The organism is Desulfatiglans anilini DSM 4660, from assembly GCF_000422285.1.
GTDB lineage: Bacteria > Desulfobacterota > DSM-4660 > Desulfatiglandales > Desulfatiglandaceae > Desulfatiglans > Desulfatiglans anilini.
In genome coordinates this window covers 211356-230962 of sequence record NZ_AULM01000005.1, presented here as the reverse complement: position 1 = coordinate 230962, position 19607 = coordinate 211356, and the positions used below count along the sequence as shown (strand labels likewise).

The following is a 19607-nucleotide window of genomic DNA, read 5'->3' as shown; positions in this document are numbered from 1 at the left end:
GTTCCCTGCCTTACGAGGAATCAACGCTGGTGCGATCACTTCACACGCATAACCCCAGTTTTTCATTTTTCGCTGAAACGCATAGCCGCTACAGGAGGCTTCATAGCAGGCCCGAATTTCAAACTCGGCAGACAGTTTCTTGAAATACTTCGCGATTACCTTGTCATCGTTCGCCAAGCGGATCATCTGGTGAATCCGCTTCTCACCCTCGACCACTACGGCGATCGAAAGAGAATTCATGTGGTAATCTACACCGACATACGCTACTTTTTTCATGGGCTGGTCCTCCGTTTTGGATTTCTTGGCTGGGGTGTATTTTACACCCCGGACCAGCCCGTTTCATATGATCTAACCCAGCACCGTAACTCTGTCAAGAGGAGGACGATATTCGGCGTTCTCCACTCCGGGGGCCGGCCTCGGAAGCGTCTATCCGGATGGTTCTTGGCTTTACAGGGGGCGAAAGTTGCGGTATCCCTATAAACCGAGGTGTCGGAGAACTGGTTTTCCAGAGGGGCGGGAGGGTTCATCCCTTCCGTTTCGCTCTGGAGAAAAGGCAGGACGCTTTTTTCCGCTCAGGCTGTTTTCCAGGAAAGGCGTGAGGCCTTGTTCGCCGGGAGCTGTTTTTGAGCACAGGCGGGAGCGCTCTTTCCAGGCGGAATGCAGCGGAGATGCCCGATGCAGTCATGTGAAACGCTTTTTGCAGGCGAAGGGCTGTTTTGAGAGGGACGCCCCCGAAAGGGATAAGCCGATGATCCAGGAGAATGTCAAACGCATCCTGAATGAACTGCCCCCGGACGTCATGCTTGTAGGCGCTGCCAAGACGAGGACCCCTGCGGAGGTCCTCGATGCGGTCTCGGCGGGCCTCGCGATCGTGGGCGAGAACTATGTGCAGGAGGCTGAACGGGCGCGGGAGGCGGTCGGTGAGCGGGTGAAATGGCACCTGATCGGTCATCTGCAGTCGAACAAGGCCAAGAAGGCCGTGAAGCTTTTCGACATGATCGAGACCCTGGATTCCTTGAATCTGGCGCAGGCCGTCGACCGGGCCGCGGAGAAGGAGGGGAAGCTCATGCCGGTGCTGATCGAGATCAACAGCGGGGAGGAGCCCCAGAAGCATGGGGTGCTGCCCGGCGAAGCGCTTGAATTGATCCAGGGGCTCGCCGATTTTCCTCATATCCGGGTGATGGGTCTCATGACCATGGGGCCTTTACTGGACGACCCGGAGTCCCTTCGGCCCTACTTCAGGCGGACCCGGGAGCTTTTCGAGCAGATCCGCTCTCTCTCGCTTCCACATGTGGAGATGCGCTATCTTTCCATGGGGATGTCCGATTCGTACCGGGTGGCGATCGAAGAGGGTGCGAATCTGGTGAGGATCGGGACGGCCCTGTTCGGGGAGCGCCCTTCGTGCAACAAGCCATAGAGGGGTTTTTTCGTGGGGTACGCCCGCAAAGAGGTGGTGCGGCTGATGGGCCGGGCGGTGCATCGGCAAGCGATGCTGAAGGACGGAGACCATGTTCTCGTGGCTGTTTCCGGGGGGAAAGACAGCATGGCGGTCTTGTGGTTGCTGAGAGAGCGCCTGAAACGGGTCCCCATTTCATACCGCCTGACCGCGGTGCATGTCGACCCGGGCTTCGGCGGGGATTCGGCCGGGATGCTGAGGGATTTCTTTGTGGGGCATGATTTTGAACACCGGATCATCCGGACGGACATCGGGCCGCGCGCGCACAGCCCTGAGAACCTCGAGAATCCGTGCTTTCTCTGCGCGCGGCTGCGGCGCAAGATCCTCTTCGACGCCGCCGGGGAACTCGGCTGCAACCTGCTGGCCTTCGGGCATCACAGGGACGATGTGATCGAGACATTCCTGCTGAATCTCTTTTACGGGGGCTCCATCAGCACCATGCTCCCCGTCCAGAGATTCTTCGACGGCCGGATTACGGTGATCCGGCCGCTCTATGAGGTGCCGGAGACCCACCTCTCACGCTACGCCCGTGAGATGGGCTGGCCTCGGGTCGAGCTCGCCTGTCCGAGCGCCGGCTCCTCGAAGCGGCGAGAGATCAAGGAGCTTCTGGCCGCCCTGCAGCGCGCGAACAGGAAGATCAAGGGGAACATCTTCCATGCGCTTCACAATGTCAGGGTGGACTACCTGCCGCCCGCGTCCTGATCGGTTTCGACCCTGGACGGATCCTTCAGGACGAAGCAGGTGCCTATCAGGGGGGGGAAATGCGCCGGAAATTCTTCTCGGAAGGGCTTCAAGCCCCCGCCTGACGAGATTTTTCTATTGAAATGCTGGCCGGATTGGATTATCACCAGCAACAGAGTGGTTTCATCGGAGTTCGACAACTTCAAAAAGGGAGGAAAGAGATGAACAAAGGTGATTTGGTCAACGAGGTAGCGCAGGTGCTTGGCAGCAAAAAAGACGCCATGAAAGCCGTAGACGCGGTTTTCGGGTCGATCACAGAGGCCCTTCAGCAAAAGGAAAAGGTCACCCTGATCGGTTTCGGGACCTTCAAGGTGGACGAAAGGCCGGCCAGGCAGGGAAGAAACCCCCAGACCGGTGCAACGATCGACATACCGGCCAGAAGCGTTCCGAAATTTGTTCCGGGCAAATCGCTGAAGGACGCTGTGAGCTGATCACCGTCCGGGGTTGGCCAACCCTTTTGGAAAGGCGTTAAGGGCGAGCCGGGTTCTGTGATTCACCGAACTGTTCAACCGGCCTTGTTGGGAGGATGCTCCTGATAGGGCTTTTTTGTTGCTTGGCTCCGATGCTTCATATATCTCCAAACACATTGTAAAAACTAAATAAATCATATAATATCCATTCTGGGACGATGGGTTTGCGATGCCTGCTCATTATCGGGCGAAGTCTCTTTTTCTCTGATATCAAGAAAACAGGCGTCTGGTGCGGGGAGGCGCCCTGCACGCCGCCGCACGGGCAGCGGTGCAGATCGATGCCGAAATCGGCCAAAAAGAACCTCTCCAGATGGAAGGCAGTCAGGAAAGAGGCCGGCCCGGGACGAGGTTCGCTCCGCTCAAACCGGCGCGCTTGGCATGGAAAGGACGGGAAGGGGAGCCCGGATGGCGTGTGAACTTCAGGGCAGGATCGAGCGGGTCACCTATTCGAACGCGGAGAACGGGTATTCGGTCGTGCAGATGAAGGTGCGCGGAGAACGGGAACTCGTGACCGTCGTAGGGAATTTGATGGCGCCGACCCCCGGGGAGATCCTCAAGATGAGGGGCGCTTGGGGCAATCACCCGCGTTATGGCCGCCAGTTCAAGGTCGAGCATTACAGCACCCACACCCCGGCGACGCTCTACGGCATCGAGCGGTACCTGGGCTCCGGACTGATCAAGGGCATCGGCCCGGTTATGGCCAGGCGGATCGTAAACGTCCATGGGGAGAAGACTCTGGAGGTGATCGATCAGGATGCCGGGCGTTTAGCCGCGGTTCCAGGGATCGGCCCGAAGCGGATCGAGATGATTCGGCGTGCCTGGAACGACCAGAAGGAAATCCGGCAGGTCATGATCTTCCTCCAGGAGCATGGGGTGAGCAGCGCCTATGCCACCCGGATCTGGAAGGCCTACGGCGGACGCGCCGTACAGGTGATCGAAGAGAACCCCTATCGGCTCGCGACGGACATAACGGGGATCGGGTTCATCACGGCCGACCGGATCGCCGAGAAGCTCGGGTTTGCCAGAAATTCCACGCTGCGGGCGCATGCGGGGATCGTGTATGTGCTGCAGAAGGCCTCAGAGGAAGGGCACGTTTATTATCCGCTGGGTGCGTTGATGGATAAGTGCCGCGAGATCCTGGGGGTCGAGGATGAGATTCTCGACCGGGCGCTGGTTGGAGCGGTAGGCGAAAAGCAGATTGTCGTCGACGAAGGCAGCGAGGCGGCGGGATCGCTCCAGAAGGCGGATAGCAAGGTTTATCCGGCGGCGCTTCATTTTTGCGAGACGGCGGTTTCGAGGCGAATCCTGGAATTCACCTGCGGGGAGAGGTCCTGGCGCGGGGTGGACCCGGGCAAGGCCCTCGAGTGGGTAGAAGCGAAACTCGCGGGCATCACGCTGGCCGAAAAGCAGCGGGAAGCGGTGCAGGCGGCCCTGCTGAACCCTTTGTTGATCATCACCGGCGGACCGGGGACCGGAAAGACCACCATCGTCAACGCCATCGTCAAGATCTTCACCCGTAAGGGCGCGCGGATCCTTCTGGCGGCCCCGACGGGCAGGGCGGCGAAGCGTCTTGCCGAGGCAACGGGCATGGAGGCGAAAACCATTCACCGCCTGCTCTCGTTTGCGCCGGGGAAGGGAGCGTTTCAGAAGAACGCGGAAAACCCGCTGGACTGCGATCTGCTGATTGTGGACGAGGCCTCCATGATCGACCTGGTCCTGATGCATCATCTTCTGAAGGCGGTTCCGCCTTCAGCCACCCTCATCCTGGTGGGGGATATGTTCCAGTTGCCGCCCGTGGGTCCCGGGTATCCCCTTCAGGGAATGATCCAGTCCGGGGTGGTCAAGGTCATCACGCTGAAGGAGATCTTCCGCCAGGCCAGTCAAAGCCTCATCGTGGTCAATGCCCACCGGATCCACGATGGTAAGATGCCCGTGAGAAACCTGGGAAGGGGAGTGCCCGAGGATTTCTATTTCATCGAACAGGAGGAACCCGAGGAGGTCCTGCGCCTGATCATCGAACTGGTCGGCAAAAGAATCCCGGAGCGTTTCGGATTGGACCGGCGGGAGGAGATTCAGGTGCTCACCCCTATGCACAAAGGGATTGTCGGGGCATCCAATCTGAACCTGAATCTGCAGAACGCCCTCAACCCGAAAGGCGACACCCTGGTTTGGGGCAGCCGCTCCCTGAGGGTGGGGGACAAAGTCATGCAGATCCGGAACGACTACGACCGGGATGTTTACAACGGCGACCTCGGGTTCATCGAACGGATCGACCGCGAGAACCAGGAGGTCTGGATCCTTTACGACGGACGGAGGGTCACGTACGATTTCGGAGACCTCGAAGAGGTCGTGCTGGCCTACGCCATTTCCGTTCACAAGGCGCAGGGCTCCGAGTACGCGGCCGTCATCCTGCCGGTGCTGACCCAGCACTACATGATGCTTCAGCGCAATCTCATCTATACGGGGGTGACGCGCGCCCGCAAACTGGCGATCCTGATCGGCAGCCGGAGGGCGCTTGCCATGGCGGTCCGGAATGACCGCACCCAAAGGCGTTACAGCGACCTTGTCAACCGGTTGATCCGGAACAGGCGGGGGGAGTAGGCGATGAGCCCTTCCGAGCCGCGAGATTACCGTCTGAAGGCGAGGGCGAAGGGATTGACGTCCTTCGGTGTGGCGGTCAGGCAGACCGACCTCTGGGTGCAGGCGGAGAGCCCGCTCCCCGAGGAGACGCGCAGCCTCGTCCTGGAGGCGCGGCGTCAGATCGAGTCCCATATCTCGGAGCACCCGGAGTTTTTGGATGCCCTGCTGCCCCAGAAGGAAGACATGTTCGCCCCGCCGCTCGTCAAGGTCATGCTGAGGGCGGGGAGGGCGGCCGGGGTCGGCCCGATGGCGGCCGTGGCAGGCGCGGTCGCGCAATACGTGGGCGAAGGCCTCCTCGAGTTCAGTCCGCAGGTGATCGTGGAAAACGGCGGAGACATCTTTCTGGCAACGCAGCGGGATGCCACCGTCGCCATCTACGCCGGCAAATCGCCTCTGAGCGGGCGGGTGGGCATCAGGGTCCCATCCGAGCGGATGCCCCTGGGCGTATGCACCTCTTCGGGCAGCGTTGGACATTCCCTCAGCCTGGGGGAGAGCGACGCCGTCTGCATCGTGTGCCGATCGGCCGCCCTTGCCGATGCGGCTGCAACAGCCCTCGGAAACCGCCTGGTCAAATCGGCGGATCTGGCCTGCGCTGCGCGTGAGGCCTCCGGCATGCCCGGCATCCTTGGCGGAGTACTGATCCTGAAGGACCGGCTTGCCAGTTGGGGCGAGTTCGAGCTCCTGGCCCTATAAAACGCCTTGCATCAGCCTATGGCGGGGTTTTGGCCGCCCTCTCCCGTGATCTTCTTCCCGGGGGAGGGTGAGGGTGCGCTTAACTGGAAGCGGTGTCTTCCCGCCTCGGGCGCCTCAGAGATCGTAAAGGGTCTCGTCCACGCGGGGGGGAAGCGAGCGGGCGATCCGGGCGGCCTTTTCCTTGAAGGAAAAAGGGTCTTCCTGCTCCAGAAGATCACCCATCTCCGCTTCGATCTGGTCGGGGTCTTCGCCCGCTTCCATGCGCCGGATGGCCTCCTCCATCCCCGGTCCGAGGTTGAGGCCGGTCAAGTCGCTCAGCTTTCGCATCAAAGCCGCAGCCTGGCGCGGATCCTCCTCATCCACATGGTCGACTTCGCGGGCGAGCATCTCCATGGCCTGTTCCATTTTGCTCTCATCGAGGTCGGGCATGGGGGTGTCCTCTTCCTCCGGCCGATTGCGGGAAAAGGCGAAGACGGACATCCGCCGGTCCAGGTTCGGGGTCCGGCACCTTGGGCAGGCGGGGCGCTTCTCCGTGTTGACGCTTCGCGAGAAGAAGTTGAAGATCATGTGGCATTTGGGACAGTAAAACTCGTAGATCGGCACAGATAGTCCTCCGTTCGAATCGTTTGTAGCGATCAAGGGAACAACCGCACGGCCCGGGGTTTCTCCAGGCGAAAAAGCCGTCGACCACTCCGGAACTGCCGCGGCGAGGCCTCCGCGCACTCCGACGCAGCCTCCGCCTAGGGCGACGCTCCGCAGGACGTCCGGGAAAAGGCGCGTTGTTCCGGTCGGAATTCAATATATGAACGAGGGCCGTGGACGTCAACCGTTTCGATGCCGTCAGATTTCACCTTGTCTTTTCTCCCTTGCTTGTTATACTCTTTTGCCTGGTTCTTTGCGAGATCTCGGACCTGGAGGGCAATCCGGAACGGCTTCGCAGGCCTTTCAGGCTGGTCCAACGGAGGCGCCGGGTCTGCACTCCCTTATCCTGGATCGGAAGAGGAAGGATTCTGTTCCCCGCTGCGGCAGCGGTGGGAGGCGAAAGCCTGGGGAAACGAATGTTCAGGGGGCATTATGGATGTGTTGTGGGCGCCATGGCGGATGACGTATATCCTGGGGAACGACAAGTACGAGGGATGCATATTCTGCCCGGGTGAGGACCGTTCGATGGATGCGGAGCGGCTGATGCTCTACGTCGATCAGACGGTCCTCGTTTTGATGAACAAGTACCCCTATGTAAACGGCCATTTGCTGGTGGCGCCGGTACGGCACGTGCCGAATCTGGATGGGCTCGAACCGGGTGAAATGCTGGCGGTCATGGAGATGGTGCGCGCGACGATGGGGATTCTCAAATCGATGATGCACCCCGACGGATTCAATGTCGGGCTCAACCTGGGTCGCGTGGCAGGCGCTGGTGTCGAAGAGCACATGCACTTCCATATCGTGCCGAGATGGAACGGAGACACCAACTATATGACCGTGATTGGAGAAGTGAGGGTAATACCGGAGCACCTGCAGGCCACTTATGAAAAGCTGCTGCCGTATTTCAACCGCTTGAAAACCCCCGCAGGAGGTGAGGTATGAAACATCTGAGGGCCTTGATCATCATTCTCGTTCTGTTGCTGGTTGTCATCGTGGCGGTGCAGAATCACCCGGCACTCTCGACGCAGGTGCAGTTCAAACTGGATCTCAAATTCTGGAGCGGGCAGACTTCCCCTCTCTCCCTTTACGTCGTAGCGGTCATCAGCTTTTTGATCGGGATTCTGATCGCCGGGCTCTACGGTGCGGTCGAACGTTTTCGGCTTCGCAGAGAGATCAAGACACTGGTTCGTCAGGGAAAGCAAAAGGACGAAGAGTTGAACACCCTTCGGAACCTCCCGGTAACCAGCGAGGTGGTGCCTAACCAGGAGGGCGGGGAACTCCCCTGACATGCCGGCTGGCCGACCGCTGCGCAGGGAGTGTCCAGGCTATCGACGGACGCAGGCGCAGCGCCGGAAATGCGAGTGTTTATCGCCCCGAGCTCGTCTGCGTGGAACGGTGCCCGGCGCTCAGGGGGACCCGCTCTCCAGGGGGACCGCCCAGCCGTGGTTCTGAACCGAGGATAGACACCGATGCGTACGATCACGGTGCCTGCACGGGGGTTCCTGTGGTCTGTGAATACGGTTCCCATCGGAGCGATCTTTGGCTGGGAACGTCAGGCCCGGGCCTGAATGCTTTGTGAACTCCGCGCCGGCTTCAATGAGGGGTGCGCTGATCTCCTTGAAAAAGGACGGGTTTGTTCGATGCGTTTTAAGATGGGTTGGCGGTGTCGACGGAAGGAAAACCGCTTTTCTTCGCTGCGACGGTCTTGGTGGGAGGAGTGATTGCGGGTATGGGATTCTGGCGATCGAGAAAGGACAGGCGGCTTAAGAAGGAGAAGGAAGACCCGGCCTTCTTCAAAGGGATCCAGTACATCCTGTCCAATGACCAGGATCATGCCATCGAGGAGTTCACGAAATCCGTCAAAGTCAACTCCGACACCATCGAGACTTATGTCGCGCTGGGGAATCTCTACCGTTCGAAGGGCGACATCGACCGCGCCATACGCATCCGCCAGAGCATCATGCTGAGGCCCAACGTCGATGAACCGATCAGACTGCGCGCCCTCTATGATCTCGGGTTGGATTACCGGAAGGGCGGCTTTTTGAACAGGGCGCTCAAGACCTTCCTGGAGGTTGCGCACAAAGACCCCGGCAATCTCGAGAATCTCCAGGAGATCGAGAGGATCTACGAAGAGCTGCGCGACTGGGAAAAGGCCTACAACATCCGCCAGAGGATCGCTAAGTGGATGCGCGAAGACCAGGGCCACATCCTCGCGCATCACCTCGTCGAAGCGGGCAAGGTCTATCAGGAGCAGGGGGATTACCACCGCGCCAAGAGCGCCTACAACAAGGCCCTGAGCGCTCACAAGGCCTGCGTCGACGCCTACCTTCACCTGGGTGACCTGTATTTCGGCCGCGAGGAGTACAAAAAGGCGTTTGCGATATGGAAAAAGATCTTCGACGTGGCGCCTGAATTCTTGTTCCTGTGCTACAACCGGCTCGAGCGCGCCTGCTCCAGGATGGAAAACCTGAAACCCATCGGGGATTTTTTGAAGGAATGCGTCGATAAAAGGCCGGATGCCTTCGGGCACATGGCCCTGGCGCGCTATTTTCACGCTGAAAAGGACGGCGCTGCCGCCCTCGCGGAAACCGAGAAGGCTTTGGATCTGAACCCGTCTCTCTGGGAGGCGCGGCGTTTCAAAGGACGGCTTCTTCTGGATGAAGGGCGGAGCGAAGAGGCGCTTGCCGAATACGAGAGGCTTCTGGATCTTCTGACCCTGCCTTTCCTCTCCTTCCAATGCGAGCGCTGCGGCTTCGAGCCGAAAGAACTGCTGTGGCAATGCCCGCAATGCAGGTACTGGGACAGCATCAGGCCCGTGGACAACCGGCGCAAACAGACGGTTGCCATCCAGAGCGGAGCGCCCGATCCGGTGGCCGTCAACGGTGATCCTCATCCATAGATATCGATGTCTCACATGACGCCGATGCTCCAGCAATACACAGGCATCAAGGGCCAATACCCGGATGCCATTTTGTTTTTCCGGATGGGCGATTTTTACGAGATGTTTTTCGACGACGCCTTGAAGGCCTCCCGCGCCCTCGGCATCACCTTGACCAACCGGGGCACATACCAGGGAGAGAAGGTGCCGATGTGCGGCGTTCCGCACCATGCGGCGCGGGGATATATCGCAAAACTGGTCCAAAACGGTTTCAAAGTGGCGGTTTGCGATCAGATGGAGGACCCGCGGCTCGCAAAAGGCATCGTGAAGCGGGAGGTCGTGCGCCTCGTCACACCGGGCTCCATCCTGGAACAGGAGGAACTGGACCGATCCGCCAATCTTTTCATGGCGGCCTTGAGCGCCGAGGGGGACGTCTACGGGCTGGCCTACACGGACCTGTCGACGGGCGAATTCAGGGTTACCGAATCCGCCTCCCCGAGGCAGGTCATGGACGAAATCGCCCGGATCGCCCCGGCCGAGGTGGTGATGCCGGAAGGCACGCCTGAACCGGATCTGCTGTTCAGCTCCCGCTATCGGGTCGAAGCGCTGACGACCGACAGCTTTGACCCGTCCAGGGCTGCAGATCTCCTGAAGGCTCAATTCGAGGCCTCGTCCCTGGACGGGTTCGGCTGCGAGGGTCTGAGCGCCGGGATTACGGCCGCCGGAGCCTTGGTTCATTATCTGAGGGAGATCCACAAAGGGCATCCGGAGCACATCAAGGAGCTTGTCCGATATCATCTGGGGGATTACATGTTCCTGGATGAGGCGACGATCGGCCACCTCGAACTGCTCAAGACCATGCGGAGGCAATCGGAGAAAGGCTCACTCTTCCAGATTCTGGACCGTACCGTGACGCCCATGGGCTCGAGACTTCTCAGACGCTGGATCGCGTATCCGCTCATTCGGCCCGAGCCGATCCGCGAGCGTTTGTCGGCCGTAGCGTTTTTCCGTGAGGGACCCTTCGAGCGAGCCGGCGCAAGGGAGCAGTTGGAGCGGATGTACGATGTGGAGCGCCTGAACGGGCGCGTGGCGATGGGACGGGCCAATGCCCGCGATCTCTTGAGTCTCAGACAGTCGCTCGACCTGCTCCCGGGGCTCAAAGCGCGTCTGGAAGGCGCGGTTTGCGAGAAGGTGGCGCGGATGGCCGAGGGGCTCGACCCCCTCGAGGATGTCGCCGCGCTCATCGGGGAGGCCATCCACGACGAGCCTCCCGCCGGGCTCAAGGAGGGCGGACTGATCCGCGAGGGGTACCACGCGGAACTCGACCGGCTGATCTCCCTGGCGCGCGACGGCAAAGGCTGGATCGCACGTTTTGCATCGCGCGAACAGGAGCGCACCGGCATCGCGAGCCTCAAGGTGGGGTTTAACCGGGTTTTCGGTTACTACATCGAGGTCTCGAAGGCCAACCTTCACCTGGTTCCGGACGACTACATCCGCAAGCAGACGCTCGCCAACGGGGAGCGGTATGTGACGCCTGAACTGAAGGAGATGGAAGAGCAGGTGCTCGGCGCGGAGGAGCGCCGGATCGCCCTCGAGTTCGAACTTTTCGAGGAGGTGCGCGCGCGGGTTGCCTGCCACCATCAACGGATCAAGACCGCGGCCTTGCTGATCGCCGAACTGGACGCCCTTGCCGGTTTGGCCGAGACCGCCGAAAAATATCACTACTGCTGCCCGGTCATTGACGAGGGGACATCGATCGAGATTACGGAAGGCCGCCACCCCGTGATCGAGCAGACCGTCCGGGACGAGGACTTCGTCCCGAACGACATCCATATGGACGATGAATCCCGGCAGCTTCTGATCATCACCGGCCCGAATATGGCGGGGAAGTCGACCATCCTCCGTCAAACGGCGCTTACGGTGCTCATGGCGCAGATGGGCAGCTTCGTGCCCGCCGAAAAGGCGGTCATCGGTCTTGTCGACCGCATCTTTACGCGGGTCGGGGCATCAGACGATCTGGCGAGGGGGCAGAGCACCTTCATGGTGGAGATGACCGAGACGGCCAATATCCTCCGGCATGCCACCCCACGGAGCCTGGTGGTCCTGGACGAGATCGGCCGGGGCACCAGTACCTACGACGGGTTGAGCATCGCCTGGGCGGTTGCCGAGGCGCTTCACGACAGGGCCGGGCAGGGGGTCAGAACGCTGTTTGCAACCCATTATCACGAGCTGACCGATCTCTGTGCTGCGAAGCCCCGCGCAAGCAACTTGACGATCGCGGTGAGGGAGTGGAACGACCGGATCATCTTTTTGCGCAAACTGGCCCCCGGCGGGGCCAGCCGCAGCTACGGCATTCAGGTGGCGCGCATCGCGGGTCTGCCTGAAAGCGTTCTTGAAAGAGCGAAGGAAATCCTGGAAAATCTGGAGGGCAGGGAACTCGACGAGATCGGGAGACCTCGAATCGCCCGCTCCAGAAACCGGCGACGGGATGAAAAGGCCGCTCAGCTGCATCTGTTCGCGCAAGGCGATGCGAAGTTGAACGATTGGATACGCAAGCTGGATCTCTCTGCCATGACCCCTCTCGAGGCTATGCTGGAACTAAACAAACTGCAGGAATACATCAATCAACTATAAACCGGTGCCTGGAAAAAAGGAGCCCGACCGGCTTCGTTTTCCAGCCGAAACGCTTATGTTCGGCGTGCAAGGGCAAGTCCGCGGAGACGCGGTGCGACGTCGACTCGAGGTCCTTTGTGAAAAAGGGCAAGACAATCAGGCTTATCCGGATCATGCTGCTGATGGGCTTCCTCCTGCCGGGCTTGGCCTTCTTTGAAGGCGGGCGGGCGGCGCGGGCGGCTCTTCCGTCGGCGCAGGCCCTGCTTCAATCAGGGGACGCCTGCCGCAAAAGTCTGCTTCAATCCCCCGGAAAGAAGAAATTCCGTGAGAACTGGCTGGGGTGCATCGAAACCTATTCCCGGATTTACACCCTTTACCCGGACAAGGACGAGTCGGCCTGGGCCCTCTATCATGCGGCGAGGCTCTACCGTGACATGTTCGAGGTCTCACGCCTGCCTTCCGATATCGAGGAGGCTCTCAAACTTTTTCAGCGCCTCCTGGATCAATATCCGGAACATCGTTTGGCGGACGATGCGCTTTTCGGCATGGCGGATATCTATGAAAACCAGCGAAAAGACCTCACTCAGGCCTACCTGGAATATTTGAAGGTCACGATCCGCTACCCGGACGGCGATATGCGTCCCTACGCTTCGAAGCGGCTCGATGCGCTCAGCAAGGCGATGAGCAGCGCGCAGGAAAGCTCTGCAACCGGCGGCAAACAAACGGCGGAGGATGCAGCCGCTGAGGAGTCCCCCGTTCGGACGGGCGGAGGGCCGGATGTGAAACCTGCGAGGACCCCTTCTGGGAAGGCCCGTGTAACCGATATCCGCCACTGGTCGACCCCGAGCTACACTCGTGTGGTCGTGGATTTGAGTGCACCCATCAAGTACCAGGAACACCTGCTCAAGGCGGACCCCGACGCCAACAAACCGCGGCGGTTTTACATCGATCTCGAAAACGCCGTCGTACCGGCTGAAATCAACCCGCTCATTCCCATCAAGGACGATCTCCTCCAGAAGGCCCGGGCCGGGCAGTACGACAAGGATACCGTGCGGGTGGTCCTGGATATGAAAAAGGTGGGGCGTTACAAGGTGTTCCATCTCTACGACCCCTTCAGGATCGTTGTGGACGTGCAGAGGTTGGAGGAAAAAGAGGCTGTTGCCGCCGCTCCGAAGACTTCGGCCCCGGCCAAGCAGAGGGCCGTGCAGAAAGGGGTGCGCAAGGCCGAAAAACCCGGTAGCGATTCCGTTTCGCTGGCCCGTCAGCTCGGGCTGGGCGTCAACCGGATTGTCATCGACCCCGGACACGGAGGGAAGGACCCGGGCTGCATTGGACACGGGAGCCTGCGAGAGAAGGACGTCACCCTTTCCCTTGCCAAAGTTCTAGCCGCCGAGATCAAGAAAGAATTGGGGTGTGAAGTGATTCTCACACGGACGAAGGATGTCTATCTGCCGCTCGAACGCCGGACGGCGATCGCCAACATGGAGAAGGCGGACCTGTTCATCTCCCTCCACGTCAACGCCCACCGTGACAGCCGTGTCCATGGTCTCGAAACCTATTTCCTCAACATGGCGCTGGACGAGAACGCCATGATGGTGGCCGCACGGGAAAACGCGACCTCCGAAAAGAGCATCAGCGACCTGCAGAACATCCTGAACGATTTGATGATGAATACCAAGATCAACGAATCGAGCCGTCTGGCCTATCAGGTGCAGGGTGGGATGGTGCAGCGGCTCAAGCGGGGTTACAAGGAGGTCAGGGATCTCGGAGTGAAGCAGGCCCCCTTCTACGTCCTGATCGGGGCGCAAATGCCCGCCATCCTGGTTGAGATCGGCTTTATCACGAACGGCTCGGAGCGGAAACGGCTGCCTACCACGACGTATCAAAACCGTGTGGCACAGGGCATCAGCGCGGGAATCAAATCCTATGTGCAGGAAATGACGGCGGCCTACAAAGGCGGATGAGGAAACGGCCTTTGAAAAGGGGCGAAAACTCCGGGATTGCGGCGGATGCGCCGCCGTTCGGGGGCGGGCTCCCGAAGGCGGCGCCGAAGCTCAGCGGGCTGTTCTGCCCTGTTTCAGATAGGCATCGATGAAGAGATCGATGTCGCCGTCCATGACCCTCTCGACGTTGCCGATCTCGGCGTTTGTACGGTGGTCTTTGACCAGTCTGTAGGGATTGAAGACGTAGGAGCGGATCTGGCTGCCCCAGGCGATCTCCTTCTGTGCATGGTGGATCTCGTGCTTTTTCTGCTCCTGCTTCTCGCGCTCGATTTCATAAAGCTTCGAGCGAAGGACCTTCATCGCCATGTCCTTGTTCCGGTGCTGCGACTTCTCGTTCTGGCACTGCACCACGATGTTGGTAGGCAGATGGGTGATCCGGATCGCCGAACTGGTCTTGTTGACGTGCTGCCCACCGGGTCCGCTTGCGCGGAAGGTGTCAATCCGCAGATCCTTTTCGTCTATGTCGATGACGATGTCTTCAGCGACCTCGGGCAGGACCGAAACCGATGCGAAAGAGGTGTGACGTCTGCCTGTGGCATCGAAGGGGGAGATCCGCACCATGCGGTGGATTCCGTGTTCGGACTTGAGGTATCCGTAGGCGTATGGGCCTTGCACCGTGAAGGTGATGTTCTTGATCCCCGCTTCCTCCCCCTCCAGGTAGTCGATCACCTGCACCTTCAGTCCCTTCTGTTCGGACCAGCGGGCATACATCCTGAAAAGCATCTCGACCCAGTCCTGGGCCTCCGTGCCTCCGGCCCCCGCGTTGATCGCCACGATGGCGTTGCGCTTGTCGTCGGGTTCGCCGAGGATGGACTGGAATTCGAGGGTGAGGATCTCCTTTTCGAGGTCGTCGAGATCACGTTCCACTTCTTTGAGCGTCTTTTCGTCCTTTTCCTCCAAGGCCATCTCGGCCATGATCCGGGCCTCCTCGGCCTCGCGTGCAAAGCGCTCCCACAGGGTGATCACCTCCGAGAGGGCGGCGCGCTCCTGGGTGATATTCGAGACTTCATCCTGGTCCCTCTGCCAGAAGTCCGGCATAGCCATGACCTTCTCCAGTTTGGCGAGGGCCTCGGAGCGGGCGTCCAAGTCAAAGATGACCTCGCAGCGCGTATAAGCTGTCCGTCACCTGATCGATTCTTTCAAGCAATTCCTGAGACATATGAACCTCCTTGAACCTGTATGGGGATTGAAGATCGAGACGTTGAACGCCTCGATTCGTGAGGCGCCCCCATCCTTCCTGCGGGCGGGTCGGGCACCTATCGCCCTCCGGACCCGGATCCCGTGGCGGGAGTAGGGGAGGCCATTCTAGAATTTAAACCGATCATTCAAAGTCCATCAGGAAATGATTTTCCGGTGCAATCCGGTTTCCAATCCAGAAATGAGGGGTTTTCTTCACACGCTGCGCGTGCTCAGTCCCACCGCTTCGCGGCGGGTCCCGGTTTGGCCGGTATCAAGGAAATCAAGTCCCTGCGCACGGCCTGGTGGTCGCTGCACGAGCAAACGGGCAAATGGACGCCGAGATTGGCAAAAAAGACCGTTTCCAGATGGGATCTATTTTAACCTTTGAATAAACGAATGCAAGCAAATGATTGCGGGGTTTCATCGAAAGCTCGGGCTCCGGGTGGCTCTCTGGCGGCTTCGAACAGCCCGCGCGTTAGCGGCTGTCGAAACTGGATTCGGAGGATGTCGGAGGGGATGCATCCGAAAATGATTTTCCGTTGCACGCCGGTTTTGAGTGCGGAGTTGGGGTATTTTCTTCACATGCTCCGCGTGCTCGGTCTTATCTTTTCGGGGCATGTCGCGGTATCTTGCAGCCTGCGGGAGTTCGGTCCCCCTGGGGCGTGTCCCGGTACCTTCAACCGCTGCATGGGTTGAGTCCCGCGCGCTTCGGGCGGGTTTCCGGTTTGCCGATATCCATGGAAGCGAGTATCTGCGCTGGAAGGATCGTTGTGCGGGGAAGTGGTCTGGCGAGCCTCTCCGAACTCGTCGACAAGAAACGCTCTTCAGCGTCTGCGCCTCCAGGCGAGCGCGAGGCGGACCAGGAGCATCCCCCCCAGGCCTACGATCCAACCGTCCCCCCATCGCGTATAAACCGTTCCACCTGGAGCGGCGGCAAGCGGCACGCTATGGACCAGCACCGCTTCCGTAAAGATCGGACTGCGTTCAAGGACTTCGCCCGCGGGGGAGACAAAAGCGGAGATCCCCGTGTTGGCCGCTCTGACAAGGGAGGTGCGGTTTTCAACGGCGCGGAAGACAGACATGGCGAGGTGCTGGTAAGGGGCGCTGGAGCGGCCGAACCAGGCATCGTTCGTGATGTTGACGAGTAGGTTCGCGCCCGCTTGGACCTGTTCGCGCGCAAGCTTGGGGAACACGGCTTCGAAGCAGATCAGAACGCCTAGAGCGAGGTCCCGGTGGCGGATCGGAAGCGGACCCGGACCCTCGGTGAAATCTCCGGCCGCAGGCACCAACCGATCGATGAAGAAGAGAAGCCGCTTCAAAGGGACATACTCGCCGAAAGGCACGAGGTGGACTTTGTCGTATGATCCGACCATGCTTCCTTCACCCGAAAGAAGGTAGGCCCGGTTGAAATAGCGGGTCCGAGCGTCGTCGCGTTCATAGGCCGGGCTTCCGAAGAGGATCGGTACGCCTGCGTCGCGGGCCGTCTGGCGAATATGTTCTGACAGGTCTTCCTGATCCGGGCCGAAAAAGAAGGGCGCAGCGGTCTCGGGCCAGACGACCAGCCGGGCGGCCTCTTTCGTGGCGCTCTTCGTCAGGGTGCGGTAGAGTTCGAGGGTGCGGTCCTGGTAGGCCGCGTCCCATTTGAGGGATTGATCGATGTTGGCCTGCACGAGGGCGACCTCGATGCCCTGTTCGCTCTTCGCGGCGGGACCGGCGTACCGATCTAGGCGCACGAATCCATAAGCGAGTGCGGCCCCGAGAAAGAAAACCCCGATGAGCAAGGCGCCGCCGCCCCGGAGAGTCATTGCGGTCCGGGGATGACGGAGCAGACGGTAAAGCGCGACGTTGATGAACACGATGAGAAAGGAGAGCCCGCCGGTGCCGGCTATGTCGGCCATCTGGATCAGGGAAAGGTTTTCGAATTGCGAAACGCCGAGGGGGCACCACGGAAAACCGCTCATCAACCGGCCGCGGAGCAGCTCCAGTACCGTCCACAACCCCGCTCCCCAGAACGCGGCCGCAGGCAGGTCGGCCAGCAGGCGCCACCCAGCGGAAAAAAGGGCGGGGTAAAGTGCGAGATACAGGGACAGCATGACGAGGGGCGGCACCGCCAGGAGCGGGTGCAGGCCGCCGTAGTGGCCGAGCACGAAGAGGATCCAGTACAGAAGCGTCAAATAGTGGACGAAGCCGGCGAATAGGCCGATGCGAAACGCGGCCGCCGGGGCCAGCCCCTCTACGGCCCAAAAAAGGGGAATGACCGCCGCCCACGCGAGCCAGCCAAAGGGCGAGGGCGGCAGGGCGGCACTGAGGACCAGCCCGCTCGCAGCGGCCAGGGAAAAGCGCAGGAAACGCGGAAGGCCGCTCTTGGAAGACGGGGATGCGCCGGCTGCCTGATTTGCAGCCCTTGAGGAATCATGCCTGGAGATCACGAGGAGAGCTCGCTCGACAGAGCGGACCCCGTGGTTGTTCTGGGGGTGATCAGGACCTTGTCGATCCGCCGCTGGTCTGCTTCTTTGACCGTGATGTCGAAATCATGGAAGGGAATGCAGGCCCCTTTTTCGGGGATTCCGCCGAAGAGTTGAATGACGAGGCCGCCGACGGATTCGAAATCCCCCTCGGGCAGATCGACCTTCAGATAGTCGGCCATCTCGTCGGCTTCGAGCCGTGCATCCACCAGGATCGAGCCGTCATCCTGGACGCTCAAGAGGGGCTCTTCGGTGTCGTGCTCGTCCATGATATCGCCGACGATCTCCTCGACGATGTCCTCGATGGTGATGATGCCGGCCGTGCCGCCGTACTCGTCGGTCAAGATCGCCATGTGCGTCTTGCGGGCGCGCAGCTCGCGGAGCAGCTCTCCTGTCAATTGTCCGCGGGGAGCGAAAAAAGGCTTGCGCAGGATGTCGAGCGGGAGCGGCATCCCCGGGTCATGTCCCCAAAGACGAAGCAGATCTTTGGCGTGCAGGATGCCGACGATGTCGTCGACGCTGTTGCGGTGGATAGGTATGCGAGTGTGCCCGCAGGCGTTGACCAGTGCGATGACTTCACCGAGGGTGGCTTCGATCGAGGCGGAGGAGATCTCGATGCGCGGGATCATGATGGACTGAGCCTTGGTCTCCCTCAATTCGAGCACGCCAAAGACCATATCCGACTCTTCGTCGCTGATGAGGCCTTTCGCCTGCCCTTCATCCATCAGGCCATGCATCTCTTCCGCAAGGTCGGAATGGTTCCCGAGGGCGTGCTTTTTGTGGAACAATGAGCGGAAAAATCTGACGAAACCTTGTCCCGGAGGTTCTTCCAATGATCTATTCTGCTCCTCTGAAAAAGACGTGGCACCGATGCCAGGATGACCGCAAAATGCGGGATTTCCGGCTCAAATTACCTACACATTTTAAATGGGCTTTCGATTGAAGTCAAGATTTTTGGACAGGGACAAACATGTGAAAATATAGCTTGACTAAGGTTCACAAATGATCTATCTTTTCGAGTCAAAGGATAGCTGATATCCTGGATCGAGGTTTTGAGCGGGCATAGCTCAGTTGGTAGAGTACAAGCTTCCCAAGCTTGGTGTCGCGGGTTCGACCCCCGTTGCCCGCTCCAGCCTTAGCCCTGTATGGGCCATGAACCCTTTTTGAGGTTGGTTGCCCGGTTTGGAAGGGGAACGACTTTGAATTGCGGACCTAGTGACGTTTTTTCACATGCTTTAAACCTTCGAACGCGATGATGTGATTAAGCGCTGAACAATCTAGTCTGCACGTTTAAAGCGGGCCCGTGTGCCCGTTTTTTTTGTTTTCAGGGAACTGCGCATGTCCACCGAGAAGGTCCTAGAGGCCGTGGAAGAACTGATCGATCCGGTCCTTCAGGAGCAGGGTTGTGAGTTGGTGGATCTCGAATATCTGCAGGAGGGGGGTCGTTGGATCCTGAGGATATTCGTGGATCTGCCGGGCGGAATCACCCTGGAAGACTGCGCGAGACTGAGCCGCGAGATCGGCGACCTTCTCGATATCCGTGACGTCGTCGAGCATGAATATGTCCTCGAGGTCTCCTCGCCGGGTCTGGATCGGCCGCTCAGGAAGGCCAAGCATTTTGAAGGGGCAATCGGAAAGAGGGTGAGAATCGCCACCCGGAGCCCTGTCGAGGGAAGGAAGAATTTTCAGGGAGTGCTCGAAACCTTCACCGGAGACACCTTGCAGGTAGCGGTGGACAAGCACACCTTCCAGATCCCCCTGCATGTGGTGCGCAAGGCGAACCTTATTTATGAGTTTGACGATTGACCCCCACCTTCACACTGAAAC

At 59.8% G+C, this 19607-nt stretch carries 15 protein-coding genes, 1 tRNA gene and 1 pseudogene; 12 read left to right on the top strand and 5 right to left on the bottom strand.

Annotated features, from left to right (window positions below):
• A pseudogene (locus tag H567_RS0107795) lies at nt 1-276 on the bottom strand (IS110 family transposase); the annotation flags it as partial.
• Between the two features lie 472 nt (nt 277-748).
• Here H567_RS0107795 and H567_RS0107790 point away from each other — a divergent pair.
• The 5 genes from H567_RS0107790 (at nt 749) to H567_RS0107765 (ending at nt 6000) form a co-directional block, all read left to right on the top strand.
• Nucleotides 749-1417: a YggS family pyridoxal phosphate-dependent enzyme gene (locus H567_RS0107790; RefSeq protein ID WP_028320970.1), complete on the top strand. Its 669-nt coding sequence runs from the start codon at nt 749-751 to the stop codon at nt 1415-1417.
• A 12-nt stretch (nt 1418-1429) separates the two neighbouring features.
• Nucleotides 1430-2158 carry a tRNA lysidine(34) synthetase gene (locus tag H567_RS0107785; RefSeq protein ID WP_028320969.1) on the top strand — a complete coding sequence of 243 codons (729 nt, stop codon included), beginning with the start codon at nt 1430-1432 and terminating at the stop codon, nt 2156-2158.
• A 200-nt stretch (nt 2159-2358) separates the two neighbouring features.
• The gene (locus H567_RS0107775; protein WP_028320968.1) at nt 2359-2628 is read left to right on the top strand and encodes an HU family DNA-binding protein; all 270 of its coding nucleotides are present in this window, start codon (nt 2359-2361) and stop codon (nt 2626-2628) included.
• Between the two features lie 444 nt (nt 2629-3072).
• The gene (gene recD2 / locus H567_RS0107770; protein ID WP_028320967.1) at nt 3073-5268 is read left to right on the top strand and encodes an SF1B family DNA helicase RecD2; all 2196 of its coding nucleotides are present in this window, start codon (nt 3073-3075) and stop codon (nt 5266-5268) included.
• A gap of 3 nt (nt 5269-5271) precedes the next feature.
• Nucleotides 5272-6000 carry a UPF0280 family protein gene (locus H567_RS0107765; protein ID WP_028320966.1) on the top strand — a complete coding sequence of 243 codons (729 nt, stop codon included), beginning with the start codon at nt 5272-5274 and terminating at the stop codon, nt 5998-6000.
• Nucleotides 6001-6114: 114 nt separating this feature from the next.
• Here the strand turns inward: H567_RS0107765 and H567_RS0107760 are convergent, their stop codons facing one another.
• Entirely contained in the window at nt 6115-6603 is a 489-nt protein-coding gene (locus H567_RS0107760; protein WP_028320965.1) for an FmdB family zinc ribbon protein, read from the bottom strand.
• A gap of 471 nt (nt 6604-7074) precedes the next feature.
• Between H567_RS0107760 and H567_RS0107755 the strand changes: the two genes are divergently transcribed.
• From H567_RS0107755 to H567_RS0107735, 5 genes are all read left to right on the top strand, one after another.
• Nucleotides 7075-7584: an HIT family protein gene (locus H567_RS0107755; protein ID WP_028320964.1), complete on the top strand. Its 510-nt coding sequence runs from the start codon at nt 7075-7077 to the stop codon at nt 7582-7584.
• Entirely contained in the window at nt 7581-7928 is a 348-nt protein-coding gene (locus H567_RS0107750) for a lipopolysaccharide assembly protein LapA domain-containing protein (RefSeq protein ID WP_028320963.1), read from the top strand. The genes H567_RS0107755 and H567_RS0107750 overlap by 4 nt, the downstream gene beginning before the upstream one ends.
• A 443-nt stretch (nt 7929-8371) precedes the next feature.
• Entirely contained in the window at nt 8372-9541 is a 1170-nt protein-coding gene (locus H567_RS0107745) for a tetratricopeptide repeat protein (RefSeq protein WP_028320962.1), read from the top strand.
• 6 nt (nt 9542-9547) lie between these two features.
• The gene (gene mutS / locus H567_RS0107740) at nt 9548-12154 is read left to right on the top strand and encodes a DNA mismatch repair protein MutS (RefSeq protein WP_028320961.1); all 2607 of its coding nucleotides are present in this window, start codon (nt 9548-9550) and stop codon (nt 12152-12154) included.
• Between the two features lie 116 nt (nt 12155-12270).
• On the top strand, nt 12271-14097 hold the full coding sequence (locus tag H567_RS0107735; protein WP_028320960.1) for an N-acetylmuramoyl-L-alanine amidase: 1827 nt from the start codon (nt 12271-12273) through the stop codon (nt 14095-14097).
• Nucleotides 14098-14187: 90 nt separating this feature from the next.
• Here H567_RS0107735 and prfB read toward each other — a convergent pair.
• From prfB to H567_RS23700, 3 genes are all read right to left on the bottom strand, one after another.
• A protein-coding gene (gene prfB, locus H567_RS23710; protein WP_244155440.1) for a peptide chain release factor 2 occupies nt 14188-15295 on the bottom strand; the annotation gives its coding sequence in 2 pieces (ribosomal slippage) (nt 14188-15225 and nt 15227-15295; 1107 coding nt in all).
• Nucleotides 15296-16139: 844 nt separating this feature from the next.
• Nucleotides 16140-17744 carry an apolipoprotein N-acyltransferase gene (gene lnt, locus H567_RS23705; RefSeq protein ID WP_051184601.1) on the bottom strand — a complete coding sequence of 535 codons (1605 nt, stop codon included), beginning with the start codon at nt 17742-17744 and terminating at the stop codon, nt 16140-16142.
• The gene (locus H567_RS23700; protein WP_161626580.1) at nt 17741-18505 is read right to left on the bottom strand and encodes a hemolysin family protein; all 765 of its coding nucleotides are present in this window, start codon (nt 18503-18505) and stop codon (nt 17741-17743) included. The genes lnt and H567_RS23700 overlap by 4 nt, the downstream gene beginning before the upstream one ends.
• Nucleotides 18506-18836: 331 nt before the next feature.
• Between H567_RS23700 and H567_RS0107710 the strand changes: the two genes are divergently transcribed.
• Nucleotides 18837-18912, top strand: a tRNA-Gly gene (locus H567_RS0107710).
• A gap of 206 nt (nt 18913-19118) precedes the next feature.
• Nucleotides 19119-19586, top strand: coding sequence for a ribosome maturation factor RimP (gene rimP / locus H567_RS0107705; protein ID WP_028320958.1), 468 nt, complete (start codon nt 19119-19121; stop codon nt 19584-19586).
• Nucleotides 19587-19607 lie beyond the last annotated feature (21 nt).

Excerpts from the sequence above, each read along its gene's own strand:
- H567_RS0107765 (WP_028320966.1), top strand. The coding sequence starts at position 5,272 with ATGAGCCCTTCCGAGCCGCGAGATTACCGTCTGAAGGCGAGGGCGAAG.
- H567_RS0107790 (WP_028320970.1), top strand. The coding sequence starts at position 749 with ATGATCCAGGAGAATGTCAAACGCATCCTGAATGAACTGCCCCCGGAC.
- H567_RS0107775 (WP_028320968.1), top strand. The coding sequence starts at position 2,359 with ATGAACAAAGGTGATTTGGTCAACGAGGTAGCGCAGGTGCTTGGCAGC.
- mutS (WP_028320961.1), top strand. The coding sequence starts at position 9,548 with ATGTCTCACATGACGCCGATGCTCCAGCAATACACAGGCATCAAGGGC.
- H567_RS23700 (WP_161626580.1), bottom strand. The coding sequence starts at position 18,505 with ATGGATGAAGGGCAGGCGAAAGGCCTCATCAGCGACGAAGAGTCGGAT.
- H567_RS0107755 (WP_028320964.1), top strand. The coding sequence starts at position 7,075 with ATGGATGTGTTGTGGGCGCCATGGCGGATGACGTATATCCTGGGGAAC.
- H567_RS0107745 (WP_028320962.1), top strand. The coding sequence starts at position 8,372 with ATGGGATTCTGGCGATCGAGAAAGGACAGGCGGCTTAAGAAGGAGAAG.
- H567_RS0107750 (WP_028320963.1), top strand. The coding sequence starts at position 7,581 with ATGAAACATCTGAGGGCCTTGATCATCATTCTCGTTCTGTTGCTGGTT.
- rimP (WP_028320958.1), top strand. The coding sequence starts at position 19,119 with ATGTCCACCGAGAAGGTCCTAGAGGCCGTGGAAGAACTGATCGATCCG.
- recD2 (WP_028320967.1), top strand. The coding sequence starts at position 3,073 with ATGGCGTGTGAACTTCAGGGCAGGATCGAGCGGGTCACCTATTCGAAC.